Origin of the sequence: Planctomicrobium aquicomposti (genome assembly GCF_051466325.1) — a bacterium.
Lineage (GTDB): Bacteria > Planctomycetota > Planctomycetia > Planctomycetales > Planctomycetaceae > Planctomicrobium.
Map to the genome: position 1 here is coordinate 3,504,761 of NZ_CP195792.1, position 24,366 is coordinate 3,529,126.

Sequence of the window (24,366 nt, forward strand, 5' to 3'; positions counted from 1 at the left end):
ACTGCCGGCTCAGCCGATGAGAATATTTTCATCCGGAGCGGGATGCAGACTCCGACTGATCCGTTGAAAGAGCAATTCGAACTGATCTCGTTCGTGATCGGTCACCTGTGACATCACAAACAGGGTCACTCCTCCCGCTTCGACGGCAGCCATCTGCACGAGGTTGATCAGATCCTGCGAAACGAACTCCAGCTGTCGTCCCGCAACGGTCTCACCGCCGATGTTGCAGGGGGCCGGATATTCGTCGAGTTCATCGTATTCTTCGCGAAACGCGGCGCAAGCCTGGTCGAGGACAGCCTCGACTTCCGGCCGCTGCTTCAGCACCGTGACGGACCAGAACGCCCCCCCATCTCCCACGGTGATGGTCAGAGCCCCGTCACGCGGTTCTTCGGTCAACTCCCAGGGCTCCGGGTACTCGAACTCCACACCATTCCGCTGATACCGCTGCTGAATTTCCATTGCGAGCCATCGTCAAAACGTGTCCGGACAGATTGGCAGCAGTCCTGCCTGACCGGCTATCTTCGGACATTGAGAACGGCGTGTCGAGGATCCCGGTGCCGACGACGACGACCAAACTGCCGTGTGCTGAAACCGTTAACCTCTTGGCGAGTGTCATTTTCGACCTGCCTGCACTCTGGAATTCCAGTCCGCTCCCTCCCATGCATCACCGTAGATTGCTATGATTCGGGGCTTCCGCAGTTTATTCCACCCCCAGACCTTCTGGAGTTCCAATCATGCCCCTCAACCGTCGCGCATTCCTGCAATCAACATCCGCACTGGCCCTCCCCGTACTGCTTGCCCGCACGGGCTGGAGTGCGGAAAACACTCCGAAGATTCAGCTGGGGCTGGTGACATATAACTGGGCGAAAGACTGGAATATTCCGACACTGATCAAAAACTGCACCGAGGCGGGTTTCGCGGGGGTTGAGCTGCGTACGGAACATGCCCACGGCGTCGAACTCAAGCTGACCGCTCACGAGCGTAAGGAAGTGCGGAAGCGTTTCGCCGATTCCCCCGTCGCCATCGTCGGTCTCGGCTCGACCTGCGAATACCACAGTGCCGATCCGGCGGTCGTTCAGAAGAACATCGAAGAAACCAAGGCGTTTGTCGACCTGGCGCACGACATCGGCGCGAGCGGCGTGAAGGTGCGGCCGAACGGATTCACGAAAGGCGTTCCCGAACAAACGACACTAGAGCAGATCGGGAAGTCGCTCCGCACTGTTGGCGAATACGCGGATCAGTTTGGACAGGACATCCGGCTGGAAGTGCACGGCAAGGGGACCCAGGAACCGCCCAACACCAAAGTGATCCTGGATGTGGCCGATCACAAGCGGGCGGTGGCCTGCTGGAACTGCAATCCGACCGACCTGAAAGGCCTTGGCTTCCAGAAGAATTTCGACCTGCTGAAAAACAGGATCCGCACCGTCCATATCCATGACCTCACCAAGGACAACTACCCCTGGAAAGAGCTGTTCCAGAACCTGAAGACCCTGCCGACCAGTCAGGTGTGGACTCTGATTGAAGACAATGACACCTCCGGCGATCTGGTGGCCCGCATGAAGGACAACCGGAAAGCCTGGGACGAGCTGATGAAGTCCTAACGCAGTCTGACAATGGCTTGCCCCGTGGCTGCCACGCGGTCGTGAGCCGTTCACCGTACGAAACGCTCGTGGCCCGAGCGCCCGGAAGAGCAATCAGCCTCAGACAGGCGTTCTCCAGCTGACGCGCGACTCCGCCCGGTCCTGATTTCGATCAGAGCCGGGCCTTTTTTTTATCGTCGCTTCCGTTTGGATCATTGTGAAACCGACGCGGTTCCCCCCGGCGACCGGAGGGGCAGACACACCATTCAACGGGAATCATCCCGATCGATTGCCGCGCGACGGCAGATCGGTTACATCGGATTTCGCAAACATCGCGACAGGCAATGGTCTCATTCTGCCGGTTCGCATCTGAAAATTCTTTCCTTTGAGGCAAGTCATGGCGGATTCAGTTGTTTTGGCGTATAGCGGTGGACTCGACACCTCAGTGCTGGTCGGTTGGTTGATGGACCGGGGTTATGAAGTTCACTGCCTGTACGTGGACCTTGGTCAGCCATGCGAAGATCGCAAGGCGATCCTCCAGAAGGCGCTGGACATCGGAGCCAAATCGTCGATCGCTGTCGACGTCCAGAATGAACTCTGCCAGGACTTCGCGTTTCCGGTGCTGCAGTGGCAGGCCAAGTACGAAAACATCTATCTGCTCGGCACGTCGATCGCCCGTCCGCTGATCGCCAAGGCCTGTCTGCAACGGGCGCGTGAAGTCGGCGCAGTGGCGTTTGTGCATGGCGCCACCGGCAAGGGGAACGACCAGTGCCGGTTTCAGCTGGCCGCAGAAGCGCTGGACCCCAAGGTCAAGATTATTGCCCCATGGCGGATGGAAGAGTTCCGCACACAGTTCCCCGGCCGGACCGAAATGCTGGCCTACTGCGAGAAGAAGAACATCCCCGTCAAAGCGACAGCCCGAAAACCGTATTCTTCCGACGAAAACTGCCTGCATATCAGCTATGAAGCGGGAAAGCTCGAAGATCCTGCCGTAGACGGCATTCCGATTATCGACTTTGGCATGACGGTCTCTCCGCAGCAGGCGCCGGACGTGGAGACGACGGTCACGATCGGATTCGAGTCAGGGGTGCCCGTCACACTGAATGGCAAAAAGCTCTCCGCCATCGAGATGGTCAATGCTCTGAACAAAATCGGGGGAGAAAACGGCGTCGGCCGGATCGATGTCGTGGAAAACCGTTTTGTCGGCATGAAGAGCAGGGGTGTGTACGAAGCCCCGGGCATGACCTGCCTTTACATAGCCCATCAGGCGCTGGAGCAGCTGACCCTGGACCGCGATCTCGTCCACCTGCGGGACCGCATCAGCCCGGAAGTCGCGGAGATGGTTTACTACGGCTTCTGGTACTGTGCCAAGATGGACGCCCTGCTGGCCTTCATCAGGGAAGCACAAAAGCCGGTCACCGGCGAAGTCGTGCTGGGGCTGTACAAGGGGAACGCACGGGTGGTCAGCCGCAAATCCCCCTACAGCCTGTACGATGAAGCCATTGCATCAATGGAAGCGGGAGGCGATTATAACCAGACCGATGCCGAAGGCTTCCTGCGGATCATGGGACTGCCCCTTCGGGTTCAGGGAAGTGTCCGTCCTCGGGCCTATTGAGAAAGTGAAACTGCGATGACCCTGGCCTGTTCCTCTGACCTGTCTGACCACAGTCTGCGAGGAGGAACAGGATCACACCAGGGAAAGGCCCGAGCGGGGTTCGCTCCCCAGCCACAGCCGTCACCTTGCCGTCGTCATCCGAGCCGAAGAACGCGGTCCACGTGAGAGCATTTTGACATTGAATTCCCCCGTCCTCGCCACGCAGAAGTCAGCATTTCGCCAGATGAAACGCTGGCTGCGCGGGCACTGGAAAGAGCACCCTGCTCGATGATCGATCTCCTGCTCCTGCTGCTGCTCGGTGGTGTGACGTTCCTGGTCGCCAACGAACGGGCGTGGGGAGCAGCTATTACGCTGATCAGCTGCCTGCTGGCCGGATTGTTCGCCATGAACTATTTCGAGCCGCTGGCGGCCTTCCTCGGTCAGAACGTGCTGACGTCGTATCAGTGGCAACATTGCTGGGACATCATCGCCCTGCTGGGTTTGTTCGCCGGGGGAGTTTCCCTCCTGCGTGTCCTCGGCGACAAGCTGATGCCCACATACGCGGAAGTGCACCCGCTGGTTTATGAAGGGGCCCGCTGGGGCTGCGGATTGGCCACCGGCTACGTCGTCGTGGCGATTGTCCTCACCTCGCTGCATGTAGCCCCTTTATCACGTGAGTTTCTGGGCTTCGCCCCCGAGCGCCGAAACTTTTTCGGACTGGCCCCCGACATTCAATGGCTGGCGTTCACCCAGTACGTCTCCGAGCACAATCTCGCCACCACCCAGCTGGACGGCCAGCCTCACATTTTCGACGGGGCCGTGTTCGAAAGTCTGCCGCCGGACGCCAGCACCCGGCAGGTCTGGTCCTCCTTTCCGATTCGCTATGCCGCCCGCAGACAGCTGTACGCTTCCGGCACTGCAGCCGGTACCGCTGCTCCCGCTGGGGGAACCGTCGCCCCTCCTCCGGGAGGGGCCGCGATTCCGGGGAGCGGGGGTGGCGGCGGACCTTCCGGGACCGGCGGGTTCTGACCCTGGCCCACCGGACGAAACTGCCCGGGGGCAACGTGAGGGTTCCGCTTCGCTTCCCGCGGCCTTCCCCTCGCGATAACGTTTCCTGCAACTCCATTCCTCTTTTCGATTACGAGAGCCGCCATGCTGGTGCACAACGTTTTTTTCACCTTGCACGAAGACACCGACGTTGCCATCGAGAACCTGATCGGCGAATGTCAGAAGTACCTCGACAAGCATGATGGGGTCACCTTTTTCGCCGCCGGACCACTGGTGAAAGATCTGACCCGACCGGTCAATGACCTGAATTTTCACGTCGCCTTGACCGTCGTCTTCAAAGACAAGGCCGCCCACGACGTCTACCAGACCGCTCCCCGCCATCTGGAGTTCATCGAGCGGAACAAGCCGACCTGGAAGCAGGTCCGAGTGTTCGACTCTTACAGCAACTGATACAACGCTGCGCCGGACCCGCTCCGGCGGATCAGGATCAGTCTCATGGCACGCTGGCCGGATAACACACGGGCGAATGTGATCGCACTGACGGTGATCTTCGCCCTGTTTCCGCTGCTTTGCTGGTTCGCCTGGTGGTTTGTTTACCGCTAACCCAGGTGACTCTTACCGCAAGGCACTCACGCTTTCCGCGCCCGTCAGCTCCGGCGAAAAAAATCCATCGAAATCTGGCCGCACGAGCGAAAATGGCGGCGCGTGACGTCCCATGTCCACCCGGTTGGATTAGCGAGAGTTTGCGGTCTCTGACAGTGGTCTGCCGTGCGCGAACTGTAGCATCTCATGAGGCACAGGTGTCCGCAGCTGGCTGATTTTCGGCTGCTGCCTGCGAAGCGGTCGCACCGGTCCTGTCGAAAAATGTTGCGACCGGTCCGATCAGGAATGGGTCGGTCTCAAACCGAATTTTATCGCTGCAGAGGATGCTGCCATGAAGCGTGCTTTTCTGATTTTCTCCGCGATGCTGGTCATCGCGCTGACCACGATTCCCGCACAGGCTGCCGGACGCGGTTATCGCCGCGGGATCAACACCGCTCCCCGCTCGGGCCCGTTCTCCCGGCTGATGGAACTGGAACGCCGCAAGAATGCCGCCATCCGCGACATGTTCCGCCGGTAGGCGAACGGCAGGTTCCTTCATCACACCGAGTTCCGGCAGGAAACGGTGCAGGGAGGGGACGGAGAAGGCAGCAGGGGCTCCGGGCAATGCAAACGACAACGGAACCACGACAGGTCGGTTCCGGCTGATGCAAGGTGCTCGCCCCCTGTGGAATCGAAACACCCCGGGCGTTGTTCGGGGTGTTTTCTTTTTCCCGAAAATGAAACGGCATCGTGGCTGCGGCGCCCCCGAAATTTTATTCGGATGCGAACCGACGAGTGGCAATCAGACGCCACTCCGGTAAAATTGGATTGTCTCCCGCCGCGCCACTCTTCCCGTCACCGGACGACCATTGATGTCTGAACTGCATCACGAATGCGGAATTGCTGCTGTGTATCACTACCGGCAGGACAGAATCTCCCCACTCGCGAGGGCCTATGGACCCGGTCGAATTTCTCGACTGATCCCGCGGATGCTGCTGGATATCCAGAACCGCGGCCAGCTCGCGGCCGGGATGACCACCTACAAGCCGTTCGAAAAAGACCTGCTGCTGACCCACAAGCAGGTCGGACTGGTTTCCGAAGTGTTCCGCATGGGGCACAAGGCCAAGTACGACCGGTTGATGGAGCAGCACGACGGCCCGGCCGCCATCGGTCACGTCCGCTATGCCACCTGCGGACGGGACGATCCCAGTTACGCTCAGCCCTTCGAACGGACCCATCTGGAAAAACGGAAATGGTTCTCGTTCGCCTTTAACGGCCAGCTGGCCAACTATCCCGAATTGCGGTCGGAAATCCGTTCTCAGGGAGATTTCCATCTCGCCCGGGAAACCGATACCGAAACGCTGATGCATCTGCTCAGTCAGGAGATTTCGGAGTCTGCTGACAACAACCTCCGCGACGTGCTGAGCCGCGTCTCGGAACGGCTCGACGGGGCCTACAACATCGTATTTCTCAATGCCCGCGGCAGCATGTTCGTGTCGCGCGATCCGTTCGGCTTCCGTCCCCTCTGCTATGCCGAACGGGATGGTTTCTTCGCAGCTGCCAGCGAAAGCGTGGCCCTCACCAATCTCGGCTTCGAGCCGGAAGAAGTCCTCGATCTCGACCCCGGCTGCGCCATCTTCATCGAGAACGGTGAAATGCGGATCGAGCGCTACGCTCCCAGCGTGCACTACTCGCACTGCTTCTTCGAATGGATCTACTTCGCCAACGTCTGCAGCCGCATCGACAACCAGAGCGTGTACCTCTCCCGCAAGGTTCTCGGTGAGGAACTGGCAGCCCAGGAATCGGAATCGCTGGAAAACGCGATTGTCGTTCCGGTTCCCGATACCGCGAAAGCGGCTGCCGAAGGGATGGCCTTCTCACTGGGAATTCCCTGTCTGGAAGGTCTCATGCGACACCGGGCTCTGGGCAGAACATTTATCGAGAGCGAAGATCGCGAGGCGAAGGCGCAGCGGAAGTACATCCCATTGCCGGAAGTGCTGAAAGGCAAGCGGGTCTTTCTCGTGGACGATACGATCGTCCGCTCCACAACGATGCGGGTGCTGGTTGACCAGATCCGCAAGCGGGGAGGAGCGTCGGAAGTTCATATCCGTGTCGCCTGTCCGCCGATTGTCGCCCCCTGTTTCTACGGCATCGACATGCCGGATGTCAGTGACCTGTTTGCCCCCCGGTTTATCAATGCGGGCGGGGTCATTGACCAGGACGCCGAACGACGAATGGCCGCCCACTTCAACGCAGACTCCCTCCGCTACCTGCCGGTCAACTCGGTTGCCAAGGCCCTCAATAAGGATCCGGATCAGCTGTGCCGGGCCTGCCTGACGGGAGACTATCCGACCGAAGCGGGTCAGCGTCTCTATCAGCTCTCCCTGAAAAACGTGGGGACAGCTAATGAGGGGCGTCGGCTGGTGGAAGAAGAAGTGGAGCCGGCACTCCCCCCTGCGCGACTCTGAGCGGCACGCCAATCATTTTTGGCAGGCAAAGTTTGCTTCCGATGGCAACCACGGCCAACGGGCGATTGTCGTCTGGATGATCATGTCGTCTGCGGTAACCGGAACTCTGCGCGTCAGGCTCTCCGGACGCGCAATTCATGGGTTTCGCCGACTCGTTCTCAGAACAGGAGGGGGTTTGTTTTTCCAGTTCCCGCCCAGCCTGATTTGCGCGGATCAGGAGGGCGAATCCCCGGGTTGGGCCTGGACGAACCAATCTCCAAATCCCCTGGCAGACCGGAAATCGGCAGGGCCGGTTCCACCTCGGGCAGGGAGCCCCTCCGGTCAAGGATCGGGCGGACAGGGAGGTGTTTGCCAGTCTGGGCTTGAACTCAACCGCCGTTTTACGGTACGACCAGCCCTCTACGACTTCTATTTTAAGGAGGGAATTCGATGTCGCGCGCGAGTGTTCGCTGGTGGAGCCTGTGCCTTTGTCTGTTGTTGACCAGCCCGCTGGCAGCTCAAGCTCCCTCTCCGCTGGAGACCATGAAGGACCAGGCGGATGACGCCTACCGACAGAGAGATTTCTCCAAAGCGATCGAAATCCTGAACAAGGTCCTGTCTCAAAGCCCCAAGGACCACGAAGCTCTTTACCTGCGCGGCAGCAGCCGCGTTGAAATGGGGATCGAAACCGGCAATGTGAACCTCGTGCGGGAGGGAATTAACGATGCCCGCGATGCGATCGGCGCGGAAGGGGCCGGCAAGACCACCGGCAAGCCGGAATACTATCTCCCCTATATCTACGGAATGAGCCATCTGGCGAATCTTGAGAACAAGCCTTCGCATGCCAAGACGGCTCTCTCCGTCGCCGACAAAGAACTCGACCGCGACGACCTGACTCCCGAGCAGCGGGCGAATCTGTTTTTCCAGCGGGCTCAGGCCAACATGCAGCTAAAGGATTATCCCGGTGCCGAAGCCGATCTGAACGAGGCAATCCGCCTCGTTCCAAATCATCTGGCGGCCCATCTGATGACCGCCGATGTGGCGGTGAAAGCCAAATCTCCGGCCGAAGCGGTGGCGGTCTATTCTCGGATCGTGCAGGCGTTCCCGGAAGATCCGGTCGTCTACAACAACCGGGGGATGTATCTGCAATCGCTCGGACGCAGCCAGGAAGCGCTCGCCGACTACGCCAAAGCGATCCAGCTGAACAACAAGTTCATTCCGGCCTACATCAATCGCGGCTACGTCTATCTGGAAAATGGTGACCCCGCCACGGCAGAAACCGCATTGAGTGAAGTGGTCGCGATCGACCCCTCGCAGGTGGGCGCACTGAATCTGCGGGCACAGGCCCGGATGAGTCAGGGGAAGATCACCGAATCACTCACCGACTACCGGAAAATCGTGGAAATGGCTCCGGGCCATCCGATGCCGCTGGCTGATCTCGGGTTCGCTCTGTTTTTCGCCGGGGACTATGCCAATGCACTGGCGTCATTCAATTCCGCCTTAAAGCTCCAGCCCAGCATGCGGTTCCTCGAACCGTGGAAGCTGGCGTGCGAGATCCGCACCAGTCCGAATGGTCAGCCCAACCCGGCTCCGTACCAGGCCGCCCTGGCCAAACCGGAAGGCTCGCGTGACTGGCCGGACAGCCTGATTCTCTTCCAGCTAGGACAGGTCGACGCCACCAAGTTGCTGAATTCCATTCATCCGACGGATGAAAACGCCCGGGCAGCACAGCTTTGCGAAGGGTATTACTTCATCGGCAACGAGCTGCAACGTCGCGGGCGCGAAGCTGATGCGGTCAATTACTGGCGACAGGCGATCCAGAAGAAACTGCCTGCGCTCTCGGCCTACCGGGGCGCGATGATCGGCATCAAGAAAGCTGAAGGCGCGGTCCGATAGCGTTGCCTCTTGTCAGCCCCCGTGTCGCAGGCGTTCCCCGTGAGGAAATCACGCACTTCTGCGAGCCGAGGACAGGTCAATCACAAGCCAGCTGAATCCCGAAGCCACCGCAGGAAACATGCGGTGGCTTTTTACTTTCCGGAGGGGGTGTGACACTTCGTCATCCTGAGGGTCGATTCCCCTTTCCAGTGCTGTGCCGCAGGCGTTTCGACTGGTGACCTGGTGACATCTGCGGGACGAGGGCGGGCCATTCAATTGCCCCAATCCTTGGGCTCTGATGCCATCCGTCTCACATTCAAACTCTGGGCGATCTGGTAGGGCCGATTTGACGAAAAGCGAGACCAAGTTCCCGAAAACCGGGCACTCATTGAAACAACTGTGACACGTGTCTGTCACTCCAGTCGCGAAAACACCGCTGTTCCGTCAGAATCCACTTCATGATGAAGCAGGTGTTCCCCATGTTGATCAACACGCTCGAGCGAATGGACACGCAATTCGTTTCACCCGGAGAGCCCACCGAACGAAACTCGGGTCGCCCTCTGCCGCTCGTCTGCCCCAAATGCCGTGAGCCGATCCATCTGGCCGGGGGCTTGTGTGGAAACCGTCTGATTGACGCAATTCTCCTGCAGGCGGAGCGAATCGGAGCTGAACTGGAGTGCCACCACTGCAACATGCGGTTTGTCTTCCATCGCAGCTCCTCCCAGACAATGGAGCAATTGCCGCGAACCAAAAGAGCTCCGCTCTCTCCAGCCTGATGCATTCTGGTTTGTGATCGCTGCGGTTCCGCCGCGAAGTGATTTGCCAACGATGCCTGTCACCCCAGGTCGGAAGCGATCGAGAGCACAACCTGCTCGAAACAAACTGCGAGATACCTCCGGGGCGAGAAGAGGGCAATTTGCCTCGGAGGTATCGACCAGTCGACAGCCACACGTCGACAGCCACACGTCGACAGCCACACGTCGAATGCCACACGTCGAATGCCCCCCTCAAGGGGAATCGCCGACCACAACCCAGTCCGACAGACCCGCCCGCCGACTGGCATTCACCGAGAGATGGCCGATCGAATGCCGGCGGTGTGTGTGAAGCCCGGCAATGCTTCAAACCAGATCGCGCAGGTCTGAAATGCCGATCGTCTCCCGGCTCAGCAGCGGCTCTCCATAAGACTTCTGGATGGCCCATCCCCAGTAGCGCGCCCGATCGCGAATGTCATCGAACACGGTGGGATGCTGAAGCACTCGTCCCTCTGTGAACTGACTTTGGTAGCAAGCTATGGCAGTGAGCTTCTGCTCGATGAACTCCGAAATATCCACCACGAAGGTGGGCTGCTCGACAATCCTCAGGTGAATGCTCCAGAAGTAATACATCTTCGGCGGATAGTAGGCGTTTCCCGGAAGATCGGTGCGCGAGAGCTTTGACCAGAACCGCGCCGCATCGATCAGCGCACTGGCCGCCACGTGGTCCGGATGAACATCCTGCCAGTATGGCGCCAGAATGACTTTCGGCCGAACTTGCCGGAAGACCCCCGCCAGCTGCCGACGGGCTTCGAGCGTGTTTTCCAGCTTGCGGTTCGGTAAGCCCAGCTGATGACGCCAGCTCAGTCCGAGAATGCGGGTCGACTCGTCTGTCTCCCGCTGGCGGCGTTCCGGGCTGCCAAACGGCGTCGGTTCTCCATTTGTCAGCTCCAGGACACCCACCCGCAAGCCCTGCGCGACAGACTTCAGAATGGTGCCGCCGACGCTGAGCTCTGCATCGTCGGGATGAGGAGCCACAACCAGCAGATCCAGCGGGTCGGTAGGGGGAGACATTGAAATGACCTTTACCTGTCAAAATGGATTTGCGATATCCCGTTGTATCCTCTCTGCACCTCCCTGAAAACCTGCCCCCGCCTGCTCACATCTCCGAACCAACATTCGTTGGGAGGGAACCGATATGTCCTTTCGTCCGATCTGGACCGCTGCCTGCCTGGTGGCGGTCCTCTCCGGCTGCCAGTCTTTTGGCGGCCGCACCGCAATGAAGAGTTCCTGGCTGGGAGATCCCGATGCCAGCAAGAGCCCTGCCGATGAACCGAGCGATCCCTGGATTCAGGAAGCAGGAACAATCACCCGGGCAGAGTACACACGGGAAGAAGTGAACGATCCCCTGGGATTGCGCAACGTCTTTATGTCGCAGCGGGCACGAGACATCGAACGCAATCTGGGCGTGGGAGACTGATCATCACCCCATCACGGAACGACACTGTTCATCTCTCAAGACCGTCTCACTGATCGCGTCGTGAATGCGTTCTACTCCGTCTGATTCTCCATCCGCAGGCACCCTGGGTGGATTGATCCGTTTGGTCAGACGGGGCTCGCAGTGCGCGGTGACGGAACCGAGCGGCCCACTTTCAGCTCGATTCCCGCAGCCGAATCAGGTATTTCTCAGAGCGTACGGATTTGAATCCACAGTCCGCCTTTCTGCAGGACCGAGACGTGATGAGATCTGGTATTTCCCTGGTGATCTTCCTGGTCATTTTTTCACAGGCGCAGGCTGAGCCCCCCTCCGTGCAGTTACGGGTGCTGACGTACAATATCCATCACGCAGAAGGGGAGGACCTCAAAATCGATCTGGAGCGGATCGGCAAGGTCATTCAGGAATGTGCGCCCGATATCGTCGCGTTGCAGGAAGTGGACCAGCAGACCAATCGCAGCGGCAAAGTTGACCAACTTCAGGTCCTGTCGCAGGCCACTCAGTTGGAAGGTGTCTTCGCCAAGACTCTGGACTACCAGGGAGGGGGCTACGGCAACGCATTGTTGACCCGTTTTCCAATCGTCGCGCAGCGTATCCATCCCCTGCCCGAAGTCTTTCCATCTGAACCCCGCAATGTGCTGGAAGTGGAATTGCAGGTTCCGAAGCTCGAGGCCCCCTTGACGGTCATGGTGACGCACCTTGATGCCGTGCGTGATGATCGGAATCGGCACGCACAAATCGCTGCGATCAACAAACTGGTCGAGACACATCCTGCGCGGCCGATCATTCTTGCAGGAGACTTCAACGCCTCTCCCGATGCCGACATTGCAAATCCACTGCGTAAGGAATGGCAGGTAGCGGTGACTCCCCGAATGAGGACGTTTCCAGCCAGAAAGCCGCGACTGCAACTCGACTATATTCTCACTCGACCGCTCAACCGTTGGCGAATTCTCGAAGCCCGGACGATCCCGGAGTTGTTGGCCTCGGATCATCGGCCGGTGTTCACGGTGCTGGAACTGCTCCCAGAGACGCCCGCAACAGAGAAGTGATTCCCTCCCCGGGGCAATGAGGGCCTGCTGTCGCCTGACACACATCAAGCAGAATTCTCTCGGCTCGCAAGTCTGATTCATGCGGGAATTTTTTGAGCCGATGAAAATCTCGAAAGGATGATGGCAATCCGGAGTCACCAGCGGCATACTACACGGCACCTGTCCGTCCCTTTCAGCTGCCCCGGAGTCAGGAACATGTCTGAACAGCGTGAGTGTCCTGCGTGTGATCCTCTGGACACGACGGTCGATCGACGCGCTGCGGTCAGCCGTCGTGAGTTCGTGAAAGTCACATCAGGAAGTGCGCTGGCTGCAGGACTGACTGCTGGTCTGCCGGCCACAGCGGCCCGGGCCGGCTCGCAGACGAAGGGGGCATCGTCCGAAAATCTGGTCGAACAACTCTATCTCTCGTTCACCCCCGAACAACACAAGAAGTTGTGCTTCGACTGGGATCACCAGACCAAAGATCGCGGCCTGCTGCGAACATTCGTCGCCGCCAACTGGAACATTACCGATCACAAAAAGCTGCATGTCGGCGGTCCATTTTTCAGCAAAGACCAGCAGGAGATGATCGAGGCGATCTTCTATGGGCTCTACAACCCGGAATGGACGGACCGCATCCGGCAGCAACTCCGCGATGACGCGGGCGGCTACGGCAAGTCACAGACGATTGCCATCTTCGGCAAGCCGGGGAGTGATCGCTTTGAATTCGTGATGACCGGCCGGCATTTAACGGTCCGTTGTGACGGAAACACCACCGACCATGTCGCATTTGGTGGACCAATCTTCTATGGTCATGCATCCAAGGGTTCGCCCGACGCCTTTAACGAGCTGCCGAATCATCCAGGAAACGTGTTCTGGCCTCAGGCAGTGGAAGCCAACCGGCTCTACCAGATGCTGGACGGCAAGCAACGCGAACAGGCATTGGTGAAGTTTTCGCCAATTGAAACCGAGGTCGGTTTCCGGAGTGATGCAGCCAAACGTGATGGTCTGCTGATCAGTGAATTGTCTCGGGATCAGAAAGAACATGCTCAGAAAGTTCTGGCCTTGTTGCTCGAACCTTACCGCGTGGCCGATCAGGAAGACGCTCGGCAGTGCCTCAAAACCCAGGGAGGGTTGGATGACTGCAAGATTTCGTTCTATCAGGAAGATGATCTGGGCAACGATGGCGTGTGGGATATCTGGCGCATCGAAGGGCCTTCGTTTGTCTGGCATTATCGCGGCGCTCCCCATGTGCACGTCTGGGTCAATGTCGCTGACGACCCGACATTGCCGGCCAACACCAACGGCTAGCCTGACTCGCCAGCCGGTCCTCTCCTCCTGTCGATGCCTCACGGCCGTTGCTTCGACAGGTCTCGGACAGGAAAGGCCTGGCGCTGCTTTCGAGTCGTTTTTTTGATCACTTCTTCCTCTCATCTCTCATAGCTCTTGCCGGGGCTGTGTCTGCCATTCGCTATTTCGTTTGCAGGAGCAACTGTGAATTCATTGTTTCCCGGTGAGTCAGGAGGGCCACCCTTGGAAGATCCGAAGTCTGACAAAGCCTGGATTGCGACCACAGCAGATTTCACCAGTTCCGAGCTTCTCGCAACATCCGCACACCCGCTAGCCATCTCACAGACGTCCGCCTGCCCCCCGGCAGCACCGGGACGTCACGCCTCATGGTCACAGCGGCTGGCGGTGCACCAGATCACAACTCTCCCCTGGTCCCTGCAGGAAGACCTGGATGAGTACCGCCGCAATCACGTGGCGGGCGTCGGCCTGTACTGGCGGAAGCTGCAGGAGGCTGGGCTGCGCAAGGCGATGCGGAAGATTCAGGAATCGGGAGTGCCGGTCTCGAGCCTCGGCTGGATTGGAGGCTTCACCGGAGAACATGGGCATTCTCTGAATGAGTCTTTAAAAGAAGCTCGGCGCGTCATCCGGACGGCCGGGCAGCTGCGGGCAAGTGCGGTCACAATTGTGACGGGGCCCCTGGCAGGACACATTCGCTCGCACGCACTGCGGCTGGTTTGTGCCGCGCTGCGAGAACTGGTGCAACTTGCAGCGACTTATCAGGTGCAACTGGTTCTGCAACCGATGCACAGCTGTTTCGCCAAGAGCTGGTCGTTCATCAATACTCTTGACGATGCGTTCGAAGTCCTCGAGCGTGTGGGCGATCCCCGCCTGAAGCTGGCCTTTTCCCCCTATCATCTCTGTGATGAAGTCGGCTTGCTGGAGCTGATTCCGAGCCTGACCTCGCGGGTCGGACTCGTGTCCCTGGCCGACTGCGTCGATTCGCCACGCCATGAGAATGATCGCCTGCTGCCGGGGGAAGGACAGATCCCCCTGGCAGACGTCGTTCACGCCTTTGAGAATTCGGGATACTCCGGCTGGTATGAGCTGGAAGTTTGGTCCCGAGACTTGTGGAAACTGGCCCCCCGCGATTTAATGCGTCGTTGCCTGGATGCACGACACGTCTTGTCAGCCAAAGTCGCGGCCTCTGAAAAAGCCGAGGGGCGAGACTGATGGATTGCCGGCTCTGACAGACGGCCCCGAAGCAAGTTCAGGAATATCATGCTGGAGCGGACGACCGCGGCGGCTGATTCCATTGCGGGCACAATTCCTTCCTGATGCCAGTCGCGGGGGACCCTCCTCCTTAGCCTCCATGGAAAATCTTGCAGCATGGCCAATGAATGGTTCTCGATCGACGACCTCGCCCGGCAGCTAGGTCGTGACCGACGCGAAATCGAACGGTTAGCGACCCGCGGACGCATCCCGGCACACAAGCGGGGAACGGAGTGGCAGTTTCACGCTGCGGAAATTACGCAGTGGCTCGAACAGGAAATGCGTGACTATTCCGACAGCCAGCTGGCTGCCATCGAGGTCTCGCACTATTCACCCGATGTCTCTCACGACATCCCGGTCAGCAGCCTCCTCAAGCTGGAACTGGTACAGGTGCCGCTGGAAGCCCGGACGAAACGATCGGTATTGGAAAGCCTCGTCGAAGTGGCCGGACGGACCTGGCAACTCTGGGAACCTGCCACCGTGCTGAAAGCGGTGCAGGAGCGTGAGAATCTGCACTCCACCGCCTTCGACAACGGCGTCGCCTTTCCGCATCCGCGCAATCCACTCCCTGAAGCCATCGGAGAGTCCCTGATCGCTTTTGGACGAACCCAGAAAGGAATTCCCTTCGGCGCAGCCAACAACTCGCTTTCCGACTGTTTCTTTCTGATCCTCTGCAGAGACACACAGGCGCACCTGCAGGTGCTGGCCCGTCTCTCCCGGCTGATTCAACTTCCCGATTTTCTTCCGTTGCTGCGTGCGGCGGAGACCAGTGCCGAAGCGCATGAAGTGGTTCTGGCTGCCGAACAGCGTTTCAACTGAAGCAGCTTCGGCAGAGGGAACTGCTCTCCTCGCGTCACTGGTATCGTCGCCTTGACCAGTTTGTCCAACACGTTTTGGGGACCTGACCGATGAGACGAATCGCGATGAGCTGCGCGCTCCTGTTCACCAGCGTTACGCACATTTCATTGCTCCCTGCCCAGGACACGAAAAATCTGCCGACCATTGGAAGAATCCGGGTCGACGATCCACAGCTGGAAACGCTGATCGATCCCGCGGCCAGAATCGAAGTTCTCGCCGGCGGTTTTACGTGGACGGAAGGTCCGTGCTGGGTTCCACAGAAGGAGGGACCGGGGTATCTCCTCTTTTCGGACATCCCCAATAATGCGGTCATGAAGTGGGTGGAAGGAGAAGGGGCCCGTCTGTACATGAAGCCTTCCGGCTACACGGGAGTCGTGGACTATCCCCCCGAGCCGGGGTCGAATGGTCTGCTCCTCGACAAGGAGGGACGTCTGCTGCTCTGTGAGCATGGAGACCGACGCATTGCGTATCTGACTGCCGACGGCGGAAAACGGACGTTGGCAGACAACTACAAGGGCAAGCGCTTCAACAGTCCTAACGACGGCGTGCTGAAATCCAACGGCGACCTCTATTTCACAGATCCGTGCTGGGGGCTGCCGCAGAAAGAGAAAGACCCGCGACGCGAGCTGGAATTCACCGGTCTCTTCCGGGTGACGCCCGCCGGAGAGGTGACGTTGCTCGCAGAGGACATTGCCCGCCCCAACGGAATTGAATTTTCGCCCGACGAGAAAACGCTGTATGTCACCTATTCGGCCTCCGACAGCTCGGGCTGGCTGGCTTACGACGTGAACGCTGACGGCACACTCAGCAATCGTCGAATCTTTTTCGATGGAACCGCGCTGACGAAGAAAGGGAGGATTGGCGGTTTCGACGGCATGTGTGCAGACAAGCAGGGCAACCTGTTTGTGACTGCGCCGGGCGGAATCTACATCTTCACTCCCGAAGGGAAGCTGCTGGGGAACATCTTTACCGGGGAACGCATTTCGAACTGCACGTTCGGCGGACCGAACCGGGACATTCTGTATTTCACTTCTGATACGTACGTCTGCCGTGTTCCCACAAAAACGACCTCACGGAAAACGACACCGCACGACTAGACAGCAAGTCTTTCCCGGCCGTAAGCTCCGAATCCGAAACGGGTTCAGATTTTCTCCAGGCTCGCTCTCACATCCCGCAATCAGGGGATCGGCCTTGAATCGATCTCCTGATTTGCGTTAGTGTTCCGTCGCAAAATACAGACGAAGGAACGTCGGATGTCGATTCTCGAATGCCACGGACTGGTCAAGGTATACCCCGGTGGAAAACGGGCGGTGCAGGGGGTGTCGTTCGACGTCAATCCGGGCGAGATCGTCGGTCTGCTGGGTCCTAACGGCGCCGGGAAGTCGACAACCTTCCGCATGGCCTGCGGTCTGATTGCCCCGACCGAAGGCCGGGTGCTCCTCAATGGGACAGACGTGACCCATTGGCCGATGTACAAGCGGGCCCGCTGTGGAATGGGGTATCTCCCGCAGGACCAGAGCATCTTCACCAAGCTTTCGGTCGAACAGAATCTGATCGCGATCCTCGAATTCCTCCCGCTGTCACGCAAGGACCGGGTCGCCCGCATGAATCGTCTGCTCGACCAGTTCGGGCTGACGAACAAACGCAAGCAGATTTCCTCCACCCTCTCGGGGGGAGAACGACGCCGACTGGAAATCGCCCGCTGCCTGTCGAGCGAGCCCCGCATCATCCTGCTGGATGAACCGTTCACCGGGATCGACCCGACCACGATCAACGACATTCAGGACATCATCGGGGAGCTGCGCGACTCCGGAATTTCCATTCTGCTGACCGACCACCGGGAACGCGAAACGCTGACGATCACCGACCGCAGCAACATTATCTGCGATGGCCGCGTGCTCGTCAGTGGCGATGTCGAGACGGTCCTCAACAATCAGGAAGCCCAGGACAAGTACTTCGGCAAACGCTTTGATGCGGGTTCGATCATTGAAGAGAAGTCGAACTTCCGGAACGAGCGGAACCGCGCCGCCTGATCTGATCCGGGAACTCCTGCAGGTCGAAACTGGACGGCCGAGATCCATCTGATTGCAGCGCAACACGCTCACCGTGTTGCGCGGGCGAATCGAGAGAAAGCACTCTTCATAAAAAAAGGGAACGCGGTGCACGGACGCGTTCCCCCGAGTTCACAGAGTTGACGGCGACTGCGCGCGACAAACTCCCGCAGGTCGGCAACGACCATCACGCATCTGGGAGATCCAAAGGGCGATGATGGCCGCTGCGGGATTCCCACTGCCTAAAAGTCTCCGGTCAGCTCGCCACCGCTGATCGTGGAAAGCCCCTGGAAGACCGCGGTGCTAATGTTCTCGCTGATAAAGCGGACCGAACCATCTCCCAGGGTGAACTGAGCTCCCCCTGAATGAAAGCTGCCAAAGTCCTCTGCATGTTCGTTCCGGTTCGGAGCATGTCCGCCATGCCCGATGACGCTGGCAATGGCGTGCTCCACTTCAGGTAACGCACCAGCCCAGGTGGGATAGGTCATGTCCCCGTGCTCATCGATCGCCCCGCCGATGCGCTCCCCAATCATCAGCGTGTTACTGGCCCCGTCGGTGATGTCCCGCATCGACACGGCACTGTTATGGTAAAACATCCCATCGCTTAAACACTGCCCCCGCGAGTTGACCGGGGCATTCCCGGGGAGACGCTCACAATCATGGGGGTCCACCGTGCCGAACATGGCGACGTAATCCGAGGTGGACAACTCCAGTGGTTCTTCATTCCGGTCTTCCGACTCAAAAACCGCCGGGGCGATTGCCGAAGGGCAGCGAAAGACAGTCAGCGGCTGATTCAACAGCAGCCGGTTGTGTGCACTGTCCATCGGCTCCGTGAATCTGAGCGATTTGTAAAGCGGCCCCTGGTCCAGATACGGCAACACCAGAGTGGCCCAGCTGAACCCACTTTCCCCGTCAAACTTGGCAGCGCGGTTGGTGACGCCGATCCAGCCCGGCGGGAAGGCGTTATGGGTGTCATGGTAGTTGTGGAGTGCCAACCCGATCTGCTTGAGGTTGTTTTTGCACTGACTGCGGCGAGCTGCCTCGCGGGCCTGCTGGACTGCGGGCAACAGCAGGGCAATCAGGACAGCGATAATTGCCATCACGACCAGTAATTCAATTAACGTAAATCCGCGACGAAAAGAGGCGCGCATCAGAACAGTCCCTGATTCTCAAAAGAATGATTCCGGACAACAGCTGAGAACTGGCAACCCGCCAATACGGATTGCGCCGCAACCACTATTCAGTACGTAGCCTTCTGCCCGATTGCCGGAACAAACAGAACCTGTTCACGGATTTTCAGACACAATTGCTCCGCAGAAAACAGCGGCACGGGAGTTCAGCACGTGGCAGGGGGACCGCGCAAATGGAGAGCATCCAGCCGGTTGCGCGGCGAGATCTGCTCGACAGCCTCGGGAATGCGGGCGACAGCTTCATCGCCACAGAGTTCAACCTGAAAGGCAAATGGCTGAATTGCCTGAGCGAGCAATTCGCAGAGTTGACAATCATCGCTGCAGGGAGCGTTCCCGGAATCTTCCGTTGGACACTGACCCGAAGAGCAGGGGGACGGTGCTGACTTCTCCTTCGCAGCAGAATGGCTGTGCCCGGCATGATGATGGTGGCGGCAGCCCGCCAGATGTGCAGCGGCGTGCTGCTCCGACCCCTCGTCGAGCTGCGACTGTTCTCCCGAACCACCTTCGTTACTCACCGCATTGCGACAGCTGGAGCAATGGTGATGGGAAAGCGGGGAGTGCAACAGCTGAGCTGTGAGCAACATGGCGAAAGACGCCATCGCTGCGGTCCAGTTCAACCATTTCGCTGCGAATTGCAACACGCACCCCGTAGATCAGGTTATCCCTGAGGAATTGGCAAATCACGTACCAGCTTCCGCACGAGCAAATGATACTGCTATGCAAAAGCAAGTGCAATCGTTTTTGCAAATTCTTCCGGCCGCACCAATTGTCAGGAGGAAACCGGACAATTGGAAGTGGAAACCTGGGACTCTTGTGCAGTTTTTCCGAGGGACCTTCAATTCCTCATTCGGTTCCTGCACGCCGTCTCATCACGATTTTGGAGCGAAAATCGGCTGCCGGACCAATTTGAGCTTTTCCAGCCAGAATTGCACCAGTACCCAGAGTGTGGAAAAGCCGTACTTCACGCAGCGTTTGAAGTTGATACTCGAGGCCTCGTCGAAGTAGCGGACCGGGACGGGAATATCTCCGAGTTTGAAACCGAAGTAGACCGCCTGCGCGAGAAACTGGCTGTCGAACGCAAAATCATCGGTGTTGTTCTGCCAGGGAATCGTCTCGAGCACTTCCCGGCGATACGCCCGGAACCCACTATGAAAGTCACCGAGATTCTGCCCCAGTGCGATGTTCTCGGTCGTCGTCAGGAAGCGATTGGCGACGTACTTCCAGCCGGGCATCCCCCCGGCCAATGCCTCGTGACGGGTCCGGATGCGAGAGCCGAGCACCACATCACAGATTCCCAGACGAATAATCTCGACCGCGGCTGGAACAACACGGCTGTCGTACTGATAGTCGGGGTGAATCATCACCACGATATCCGCGCCGCTCTCCAGTGCTTTGGTGTAACAGGTTTTCTGATTGCCGCCGTAGCCGAGATTCTTTTCATGGGTGATGACGGTCAGCCCGAGTCGCCGCGCCAGATTCACCGTGTTATCGCGGCTGCAGTCATCGACGAGGATCACTTCATCCAGCGATCCGGGAGGAATATCAGCCAGTGTCCGTTCGAGCGTCGCTTCGGCATTGTAAGCCGGCATCACGCCGACGACGCGCAGGGGACGCTGCGCGGGAGGGACAGCACCGGTCAGATTCGCGGCAGTGGGGGTTTCGGTCGGCACGGGAATCCTTGTGGTGGAAATGGCCCCCAGCTGGCCGGATATGAGGGAGCCCAGTCAAAAATCTAGCTCGCGAATTCTGGTGGCTGCGCGGGCCCTGGTGTTCCAGTGCAGGTTGCTCGTTTCAGTCCCCGGGCCAAAAGCGTTTCGTACGGCGAAAGGCTTCCATCCGCATGGCGAGGACGGGGCAATCAAAAGTCAAAACGCTCTAGAACTGGTGGCCCCGCTGGGGGCCGTGCTCTGTCAGCGTCAGAATCTCCGGGCCTTCTTCCGTCATCAGAATCTGGTGTTCAAATTGCGCCGACAGGGAGCCGTCGGCGGTGATGACCGTCCAGCCATCATCCAAAGGCCCCTCCGTTTTTTCCGTTCCCATGTTCAGCATCGGCTCGATAGTGAACGACAGCCCGGGAGCGATGACGTCGCGGCGACTCTTCCGACTCGGAACGTGAGGGATTCCCGGCTCCTGATGAAATCGCTGGCCGATCCCGTGTCCCTGAAAATTTTCGACGACTCCATAACCGTGCAGCCGGCCGAGCCGGGAGATGGCGGTGCCGATCTTGATCACCGTGCTGTACGGCTCGATTGAATCGATTCCGAGCCACAGGGCATCGAAGGCAGTCTGCACCAGTTTCCGGGCTGCGGGGGAGACCTCGCCGATCAGAAATGTTTCGGACGAATCTCCGTACCATCCGTCGACGATACTCGTGCAGTCGATGTTGACGATATCCCCATCCCGCAATTCCCGGTCGTCCGGAATGCCGTGGCAGACCACTTCATTGAGGCTCGTGCAGATCGATTTGGGATAGCCGCGATATCCCAGACAGGCGGGAGTGTGCCCGTGATCCCGCGTAAAGGCATTTGCCAGCTGGTCGAGCTTGTTCGTGGTGATCCCGGCCTGCACGTGCGGTCGGAGAAAATCCATCAGCCTGGCATTGAACCGCCCGGCTGCACGCAAACCGTTGCGTTCCTCCTCACTCTGATAAAGTGGGAGCTTGTTTTGCTTGCGGAAAGGGATCAATCGTCTCATCGGCGAACTCCAGAGCCACTCCATTTTGACTGGAGAAAGCCACATCGGCAAGCCTCGCCGCGGACTCGAAAAAGGGTTCGGGTGAATCTTCCACAGAACGACAGTCGTGCTGTCCTGATGTGGTCCAGCCGGAATCGATGGGCCCCCGCCTCCGGCCATCAGCCCACTGGCTCGACCGCAACAGCCCCGATTTTCCGGAGGACTGTTACAAGTGGCGGCACTGACGGGAAATGGCCGCCCCCTCCTTGCTACTTCGTCCCTCTGTCTTCGACAGGAATCAACTCCACCGTCACTTCGGTTCCGAGGGGAGGAACCCGGTCCGTCCAGGGTTCAAACAGCAGTCCGGAGTCGTTGCTGGCGGTACTCTCGATGTTGACGTCGATCATCGCATCGGGAAAGTTGGCGACGCAGATGACGCTGCCGACCTCGGCCAGATACACCTCGCGGCCATCTTCCAGCTTGCGGAAACTGCTCCCCGCAAATACGAACGTCGCCTGCATCTGTCGAGGCTGACTCTCATCAAAGATCTGCTGCACCGCCTTCCGGTAATCGTCGTTGTCACTCATGGCGTCGAGTTTTTTCTTCTGCTCCGCAGAGAGGGTTCCAAACCACAGGAGGCGCTTGTTCATCGTGTCATAGCGGAGTGAGTCATCACCCTCGTCCAGTTTGACTCCCGCCGGGACCGATTCCAGAGGGACTTCGAAGTAGCGGCGAGTCGCCGACTGAATCCATTCCTGTGCGCGGCGGCGCTGCGGCTTCTTGTTCTCATCAATCCAATTCACATAGACGTCAATCTGCTGACCGAGAGGGGGTTGATATTTGGGCTGATAGCGGACCGGACGCCCCGGTTTGGCACCCGCAGCCAATAGCGCAGCATGAATCACCGCCGCTTTGGCATCGATCGACAGGATCGATTCATGCTCCTTCGTCTTGCTGGGACACAGGAACATTTCAAGCACGCCGACCCGCAGACAGACGGTCGTTTTCAACAGCACTTTTTTGTGCTCGCGATCGAGCAGGACGGTCCCTTCGGGATTCAGAGCGATCGGTGCTGCCTTCGGATCTTCCGCCGACAGATTCCCGGCGCACGCCCACAGCACGACTCCCGCAATCAGTCCACAAGTGAGTTGACGCATGCCTGTCTTCCGCGTTTGAGGTTGACCTTGAGAGCAGGTGCTCCTGCCTGTGCCACGCAGCGAACCATTCGTGCGGTGAACGGCTGACTTCCGCGTGAGGAGCACAGGCCATTCACAATCGTCAAAGTGTTTGAGCCTTCACGACTGACGGCGTTGTTCAGATCCCCGACTGCTCCACGCGGCTCTGAATCTCCTGCAGACTGACCAACGGTCCGCATCCGGAGCCCGGACAGTTCCGTTCGGTTCTCTCCCACGCCTCCTCCGAATACAGATTGCTCTGCCAGAAGGGCCACGTCCGACATTGCATCGGCCGTACCGGATAAATCTTGCACCCACGGGATTCCGCGTCAAAGAAAACACAATCCCCGTTCGCGAATTCCGTCAGCGAGACCTTGCCACGGGCGGGCCGGGTATACAAAAGACGGATCGCTCCGTGCGGCTGGTCCAGATGCTCCGCAATGGCCCGGATTTCTTCCTCATTCACCCAGACGTACCCGGGACTCCCGGTGCAGCAGTTGCCGCACTGCGTGCATTCAAAGCGGAGTCCATCCCGATACCAGGGTTCTTCAGACGCATTCGACATCGTCATCACATTCGCCAGCAAAACTCACAAAACACAGCCACCGGGTTCCCGAACGGCAGGAGATCAGTTTAGAGGCTGGCCGCGGACTCCAACAGTCACCACTTTTCTCCCGGATGCCGGAGTGGCGACGCCGCACACTGCAACCGCGCGAACTGAGCCCGTCAACTTCCCCTTCTCAAATGGGAATCCGATTTCCAGAAATGAGTGCGCGGGGCCGCCACATTGGTCGCCGGACGCAGGTGGGGTACCATGCGGGACAACATGCCAGGCAGGCATGACCGACGCCTCTCAGGAACGACACATGTCTGAAAAGAAAATTCTGCTGCTGGCCGGAGACTTTGTGGAAGACTATGAAATCATGGTCCCGTTCCAGATGCTGCTGATGCTCGGCTACTCGGTCGATGCCGTCTGCCCCGGGAAAAAACGGGGGGACACAGTCCGCACGGCGATTCACGACTTCGAAGGGGACCAGACCTACTCCGAGAAACCGGGGCATCTCTTCACGCTGAATGCAACATTCACGGAGGTCCAGCCCGCCGATTACGCCGGTCTCGTCATTCCCGGAGGCCGGGCACCTGAATATCTGCGGCTTCATGAACCGGTTCTCGAAATTGTTCGACACTTCGACCGCGAACAGAAGCCAATCGCCGCAGTCTGCCACGGACTGCAGATTCTCGCCGCCGCAGGGACCCTGACGGGGCGCCGCTGCACAGCCTATCCCGCGTGCGGACCGGAAGTACAACTGGCGGGTGGGACCTACGTCACGTGCGATGTCACGGAAGCGGTCGTCGACGGCAATCTTGTCAGCGGACCCGCCTGGCCGGCTCACCCCCGCTGGATCGCAGAATTCGCCAAGCTGCTGGGAGCAACAATCACCCTGTAGTGGGTGAGACTCTCCATTCCTCTTTTGACTGTTTGCACCGAGGGTCGTACC

At 58.9% G+C, this 24,366-nt stretch carries 22 protein-coding genes; 15 read left to right on the forward strand and 7 right to left on the reverse strand.

The genetic code is table 11. The annotated features are described in order from the left end of the window. Window positions 1-9 precede the first annotated feature (9 nt). Window positions 10-459, reverse strand: a complete 450-nt coding sequence (locus SH664x_RS13520) for a hypothetical protein (RefSeq protein ID WP_437201731.1) — start codon at window positions 457-459, stop codon at window positions 10-12. Window positions 460-734: 275 nt separating this feature from the next. Between SH664x_RS13520 and SH664x_RS13525 the strand changes: the two genes are divergently transcribed. The 7 genes from SH664x_RS13525 (at window position 735) to SH664x_RS13555 (ending at window position 9,107) form a co-directional block, all read left to right on the forward strand. Continuing rightward, on the forward strand, window positions 735-1,601 hold the full coding sequence (locus tag SH664x_RS13525; protein WP_437201733.1) for a sugar phosphate isomerase/epimerase family protein: 867 nt from the start codon (window positions 735-737) through the stop codon (window positions 1,599-1,601). A 376-nt stretch (window positions 1,602-1,977) separates the two neighbouring features. Beyond that, a complete protein-coding gene (locus SH664x_RS13530) occupies window positions 1,978-3,195 on the forward strand; it encodes an argininosuccinate synthase (RefSeq protein ID WP_437201735.1) in 1,218 nt (405 codons plus the stop codon). A gap of 267 nt (window positions 3,196-3,462) precedes the next feature. Next, window positions 3,463-4,203 carry a CvpA family protein gene (locus SH664x_RS13535; RefSeq protein WP_437201737.1) on the forward strand — a complete coding sequence of 247 codons (741 nt, stop codon included), beginning with the start codon at window positions 3,463-3,465 and terminating at the stop codon, window positions 4,201-4,203. Between the two features lie 123 nt (window positions 4,204-4,326). Continuing rightward, window positions 4,327-4,632 (forward strand): Dabb family protein, encoded by a 306-nt coding sequence (locus SH664x_RS13540; RefSeq protein ID WP_437201739.1) that lies wholly within the window; start codon window positions 4,327-4,329, stop codon window positions 4,630-4,632. Window positions 4,633-5,116: 484 nt separating this feature from the next. Continuing rightward, window positions 5,117-5,302, forward strand: a complete 186-nt coding sequence (locus SH664x_RS13545) for a hypothetical protein (protein WP_437201741.1) — start codon at window positions 5,117-5,119, stop codon at window positions 5,300-5,302. A gap of 334 nt (window positions 5,303-5,636) precedes the next feature. Further along, window positions 5,637-7,232, forward strand: a complete 1,596-nt coding sequence (locus tag SH664x_RS13550; RefSeq protein WP_437201743.1) for an amidophosphoribosyltransferase — start codon at window positions 5,637-5,639, stop codon at window positions 7,230-7,232. 429 nt (window positions 7,233-7,661) lie between these two features. Further along, the gene (locus tag SH664x_RS13555; RefSeq protein ID WP_437201745.1) at window positions 7,662-9,107 is read left to right on the forward strand and encodes a tetratricopeptide repeat protein; all 1,446 of its coding nucleotides are present in this window, start codon (window positions 7,662-7,664) and stop codon (window positions 9,105-9,107) included. Window positions 9,108-10,204: 1,097 nt separating this feature from the next. On the opposite strand, the gene bshB1 is transcribed toward SH664x_RS13555, so the two are convergent. Continuing rightward, a complete protein-coding gene (bshB1, locus tag SH664x_RS13560) occupies window positions 10,205-10,912 on the reverse strand; it encodes a bacillithiol biosynthesis deacetylase BshB1 (protein ID WP_437201747.1) in 708 nt (235 codons plus the stop codon). Between the two features lie 124 nt (window positions 10,913-11,036). Between bshB1 and SH664x_RS13565 the strand changes: the two genes are divergently transcribed. The 7 genes from SH664x_RS13565 (at window position 11,037) to lptB (ending at window position 17,811) form a co-directional block, all read left to right on the forward strand. Beyond that, complete coding sequence (locus SH664x_RS13565) at window positions 11,037-11,318, forward strand: hypothetical protein (protein ID WP_437201749.1); 282 nt, start codon at window positions 11,037-11,039, stop codon at window positions 11,316-11,318. A 260-nt stretch (window positions 11,319-11,578) separates the two neighbouring features. Next, window positions 11,579-12,382 carry an endonuclease/exonuclease/phosphatase family protein gene (locus SH664x_RS13570; RefSeq protein WP_437201751.1) on the forward strand — a complete coding sequence of 268 codons (804 nt, stop codon included), beginning with the start codon at window positions 11,579-11,581 and terminating at the stop codon, window positions 12,380-12,382. 195 nt (window positions 12,383-12,577) lie between these two features. After that, entirely contained in the window at window positions 12,578-13,672 is a 1,095-nt protein-coding gene (locus tag SH664x_RS13575) for a DUF3500 domain-containing protein (protein WP_437201753.1), read from the forward strand. A gap of 222 nt (window positions 13,673-13,894) precedes the next feature. After that, window positions 13,895-14,881 (forward strand): sugar phosphate isomerase/epimerase family protein, encoded by a 987-nt coding sequence (locus SH664x_RS13580; RefSeq protein WP_437201755.1) that lies wholly within the window; start codon window positions 13,895-13,897, stop codon window positions 14,879-14,881. Between the two features lie 156 nt (window positions 14,882-15,037). Beyond that, the gene (locus tag SH664x_RS13585) at window positions 15,038-15,739 is read left to right on the forward strand and encodes a PTS sugar transporter subunit IIA (protein WP_437201757.1); all 702 of its coding nucleotides are present in this window, start codon (window positions 15,038-15,040) and stop codon (window positions 15,737-15,739) included. Between the two features lie 104 nt (window positions 15,740-15,843). Then, on the forward strand, window positions 15,844-16,875 hold the full coding sequence (locus tag SH664x_RS13590; protein ID WP_437201759.1) for an SMP-30/gluconolactonase/LRE family protein: 1,032 nt from the start codon (window positions 15,844-15,846) through the stop codon (window positions 16,873-16,875). Between the two features lie 156 nt (window positions 16,876-17,031). Next, complete coding sequence (gene lptB, locus SH664x_RS13595; RefSeq protein ID WP_437201761.1) at window positions 17,032-17,811, forward strand: LPS export ABC transporter ATP-binding protein; 780 nt, start codon at window positions 17,032-17,034, stop codon at window positions 17,809-17,811. Between the two features lie 260 nt (window positions 17,812-18,071). Here lptB and SH664x_RS13600 read toward each other — a convergent pair whose 3' ends face one another. The 5 genes from SH664x_RS13600 to SH664x_RS13620 all read right to left on the reverse strand — a co-directional run bounded on the left by SH664x_RS13600 (window position 18,072) and on the right by SH664x_RS13620 (window position 23,432). Next, window positions 18,072-18,980, reverse strand: coding sequence for a DUF1559 family PulG-like putative transporter (locus tag SH664x_RS13600; protein WP_437201763.1), 909 nt, complete (start codon window positions 18,978-18,980; stop codon window positions 18,072-18,074). A gap of 908 nt (window positions 18,981-19,888) precedes the next feature. Further along, the gene (locus tag SH664x_RS13605; protein ID WP_437207232.1) at window positions 19,889-20,608 is read right to left on the reverse strand and encodes a glycosyltransferase family 2 protein; all 720 of its coding nucleotides are present in this window, start codon (window positions 20,606-20,608) and stop codon (window positions 19,889-19,891) included. A 286-nt stretch (window positions 20,609-20,894) separates the two neighbouring features. Further along, on the reverse strand, window positions 20,895-21,713 hold the full coding sequence (gene map / locus SH664x_RS13610; RefSeq protein ID WP_437201765.1) for a type I methionyl aminopeptidase: 819 nt from the start codon (window positions 21,711-21,713) through the stop codon (window positions 20,895-20,897). Between the two features lie 248 nt (window positions 21,714-21,961). Continuing rightward, complete coding sequence (locus SH664x_RS13615) at window positions 21,962-22,849, reverse strand: YdjY domain-containing protein (RefSeq protein ID WP_437201767.1); 888 nt, start codon at window positions 22,847-22,849, stop codon at window positions 21,962-21,964. A gap of 157 nt (window positions 22,850-23,006) precedes the next feature. Then, window positions 23,007-23,432 carry a YkgJ family cysteine cluster protein gene (locus SH664x_RS13620; RefSeq protein ID WP_437201769.1) on the reverse strand — a complete coding sequence of 142 codons (426 nt, stop codon included), beginning with the start codon at window positions 23,430-23,432 and terminating at the stop codon, window positions 23,007-23,009. Window positions 23,433-23,733: 301 nt separating this feature from the next. Between SH664x_RS13620 and SH664x_RS13625 the strand changes: the two genes are divergently transcribed. Continuing rightward, window positions 23,734-24,315, forward strand: a complete 582-nt coding sequence (locus SH664x_RS13625; protein WP_437201770.1) for a DJ-1/PfpI family protein — start codon at window positions 23,734-23,736, stop codon at window positions 24,313-24,315. The last annotated feature ends 51 nt before the right edge of the window (window positions 24,316-24,366 follow it).

What these genes read in the sequence shown, in the direction of transcription:
- SH664x_RS13605 (WP_437207232.1), bottom strand. Translation starts at nt 20,608, where the DNA reads ATGCCGGCTTACAATGCCGAAGCGACGCTCGAACGGACACTGGCTGAT.
- SH664x_RS13600 (WP_437201763.1), bottom strand. Translation starts at nt 18,980, where the DNA reads ATGCGCGCCTCTTTTCGTCGCGGATTTACGTTAATTGAATTACTGGTC.
- map (WP_437201765.1), bottom strand. Translation starts at nt 21,713, where the DNA reads ATGAGACGATTGATCCCTTTCCGCAAGCAAAACAAGCTCCCACTTTAT.
- SH664x_RS13545 (WP_437201741.1), top strand. Translation starts at nt 5,117, where the DNA reads ATGAAGCGTGCTTTTCTGATTTTCTCCGCGATGCTGGTCATCGCGCTG.
- SH664x_RS13550 (WP_437201743.1), top strand. Translation starts at nt 5,637, where the DNA reads ATGTCTGAACTGCATCACGAATGCGGAATTGCTGCTGTGTATCACTAC.
- SH664x_RS13575 (WP_437201753.1), top strand. Translation starts at nt 12,578, where the DNA reads ATGTCTGAACAGCGTGAGTGTCCTGCGTGTGATCCTCTGGACACGACG.
- SH664x_RS13520 (WP_437201731.1), bottom strand. Translation starts at nt 459, where the DNA reads ATGGAAATTCAGCAGCGGTATCAGCGGAATGGTGTGGAGTTCGAGTAC.
- SH664x_RS13625 (WP_437201770.1), top strand. Translation starts at nt 23,734, where the DNA reads ATGTCTGAAAAGAAAATTCTGCTGCTGGCCGGAGACTTTGTGGAAGAC.
- SH664x_RS13525 (WP_437201733.1), top strand. Translation starts at nt 735, where the DNA reads ATGCCCCTCAACCGTCGCGCATTCCTGCAATCAACATCCGCACTGGCC.
- SH664x_RS13555 (WP_437201745.1), top strand. Translation starts at nt 7,662, where the DNA reads ATGTCGCGCGCGAGTGTTCGCTGGTGGAGCCTGTGCCTTTGTCTGTTG.
- SH664x_RS13565 (WP_437201749.1), top strand. Translation starts at nt 11,037, where the DNA reads ATGTCCTTTCGTCCGATCTGGACCGCTGCCTGCCTGGTGGCGGTCCTC.
- SH664x_RS13615 (WP_437201767.1), bottom strand. Translation starts at nt 22,849, where the DNA reads ATGCGTCAACTCACTTGTGGACTGATTGCGGGAGTCGTGCTGTGGGCG.
- lptB (WP_437201761.1), top strand. Translation starts at nt 17,032, where the DNA reads ATGTCGATTCTCGAATGCCACGGACTGGTCAAGGTATACCCCGGTGGA.
- SH664x_RS13570 (WP_437201751.1), top strand. Translation starts at nt 11,579, where the DNA reads ATGAGATCTGGTATTTCCCTGGTGATCTTCCTGGTCATTTTTTCACAG.
- SH664x_RS13540 (WP_437201739.1), top strand. Translation starts at nt 4,327, where the DNA reads ATGCTGGTGCACAACGTTTTTTTCACCTTGCACGAAGACACCGACGTT.
- SH664x_RS13535 (WP_437201737.1), top strand. Translation starts at nt 3,463, where the DNA reads ATGATCGATCTCCTGCTCCTGCTGCTGCTCGGTGGTGTGACGTTCCTG.
- bshB1 (WP_437201747.1), bottom strand. Translation starts at nt 10,912, where the DNA reads ATGTCTCCCCCTACCGACCCGCTGGATCTGCTGGTTGTGGCTCCTCAT.
- SH664x_RS13620 (WP_437201769.1), bottom strand. Translation starts at nt 23,432, where the DNA reads ATGTCGAATGCGTCTGAAGAACCCTGGTATCGGGATGGACTCCGCTTT.
- SH664x_RS13590 (WP_437201759.1), top strand. Translation starts at nt 15,844, where the DNA reads ATGAGCTGCGCGCTCCTGTTCACCAGCGTTACGCACATTTCATTGCTC.
- SH664x_RS13585 (WP_437201757.1), top strand. Translation starts at nt 15,038, where the DNA reads ATGGCCAATGAATGGTTCTCGATCGACGACCTCGCCCGGCAGCTAGGT.
- SH664x_RS13530 (WP_437201735.1), top strand. Translation starts at nt 1,978, where the DNA reads ATGGCGGATTCAGTTGTTTTGGCGTATAGCGGTGGACTCGACACCTCA.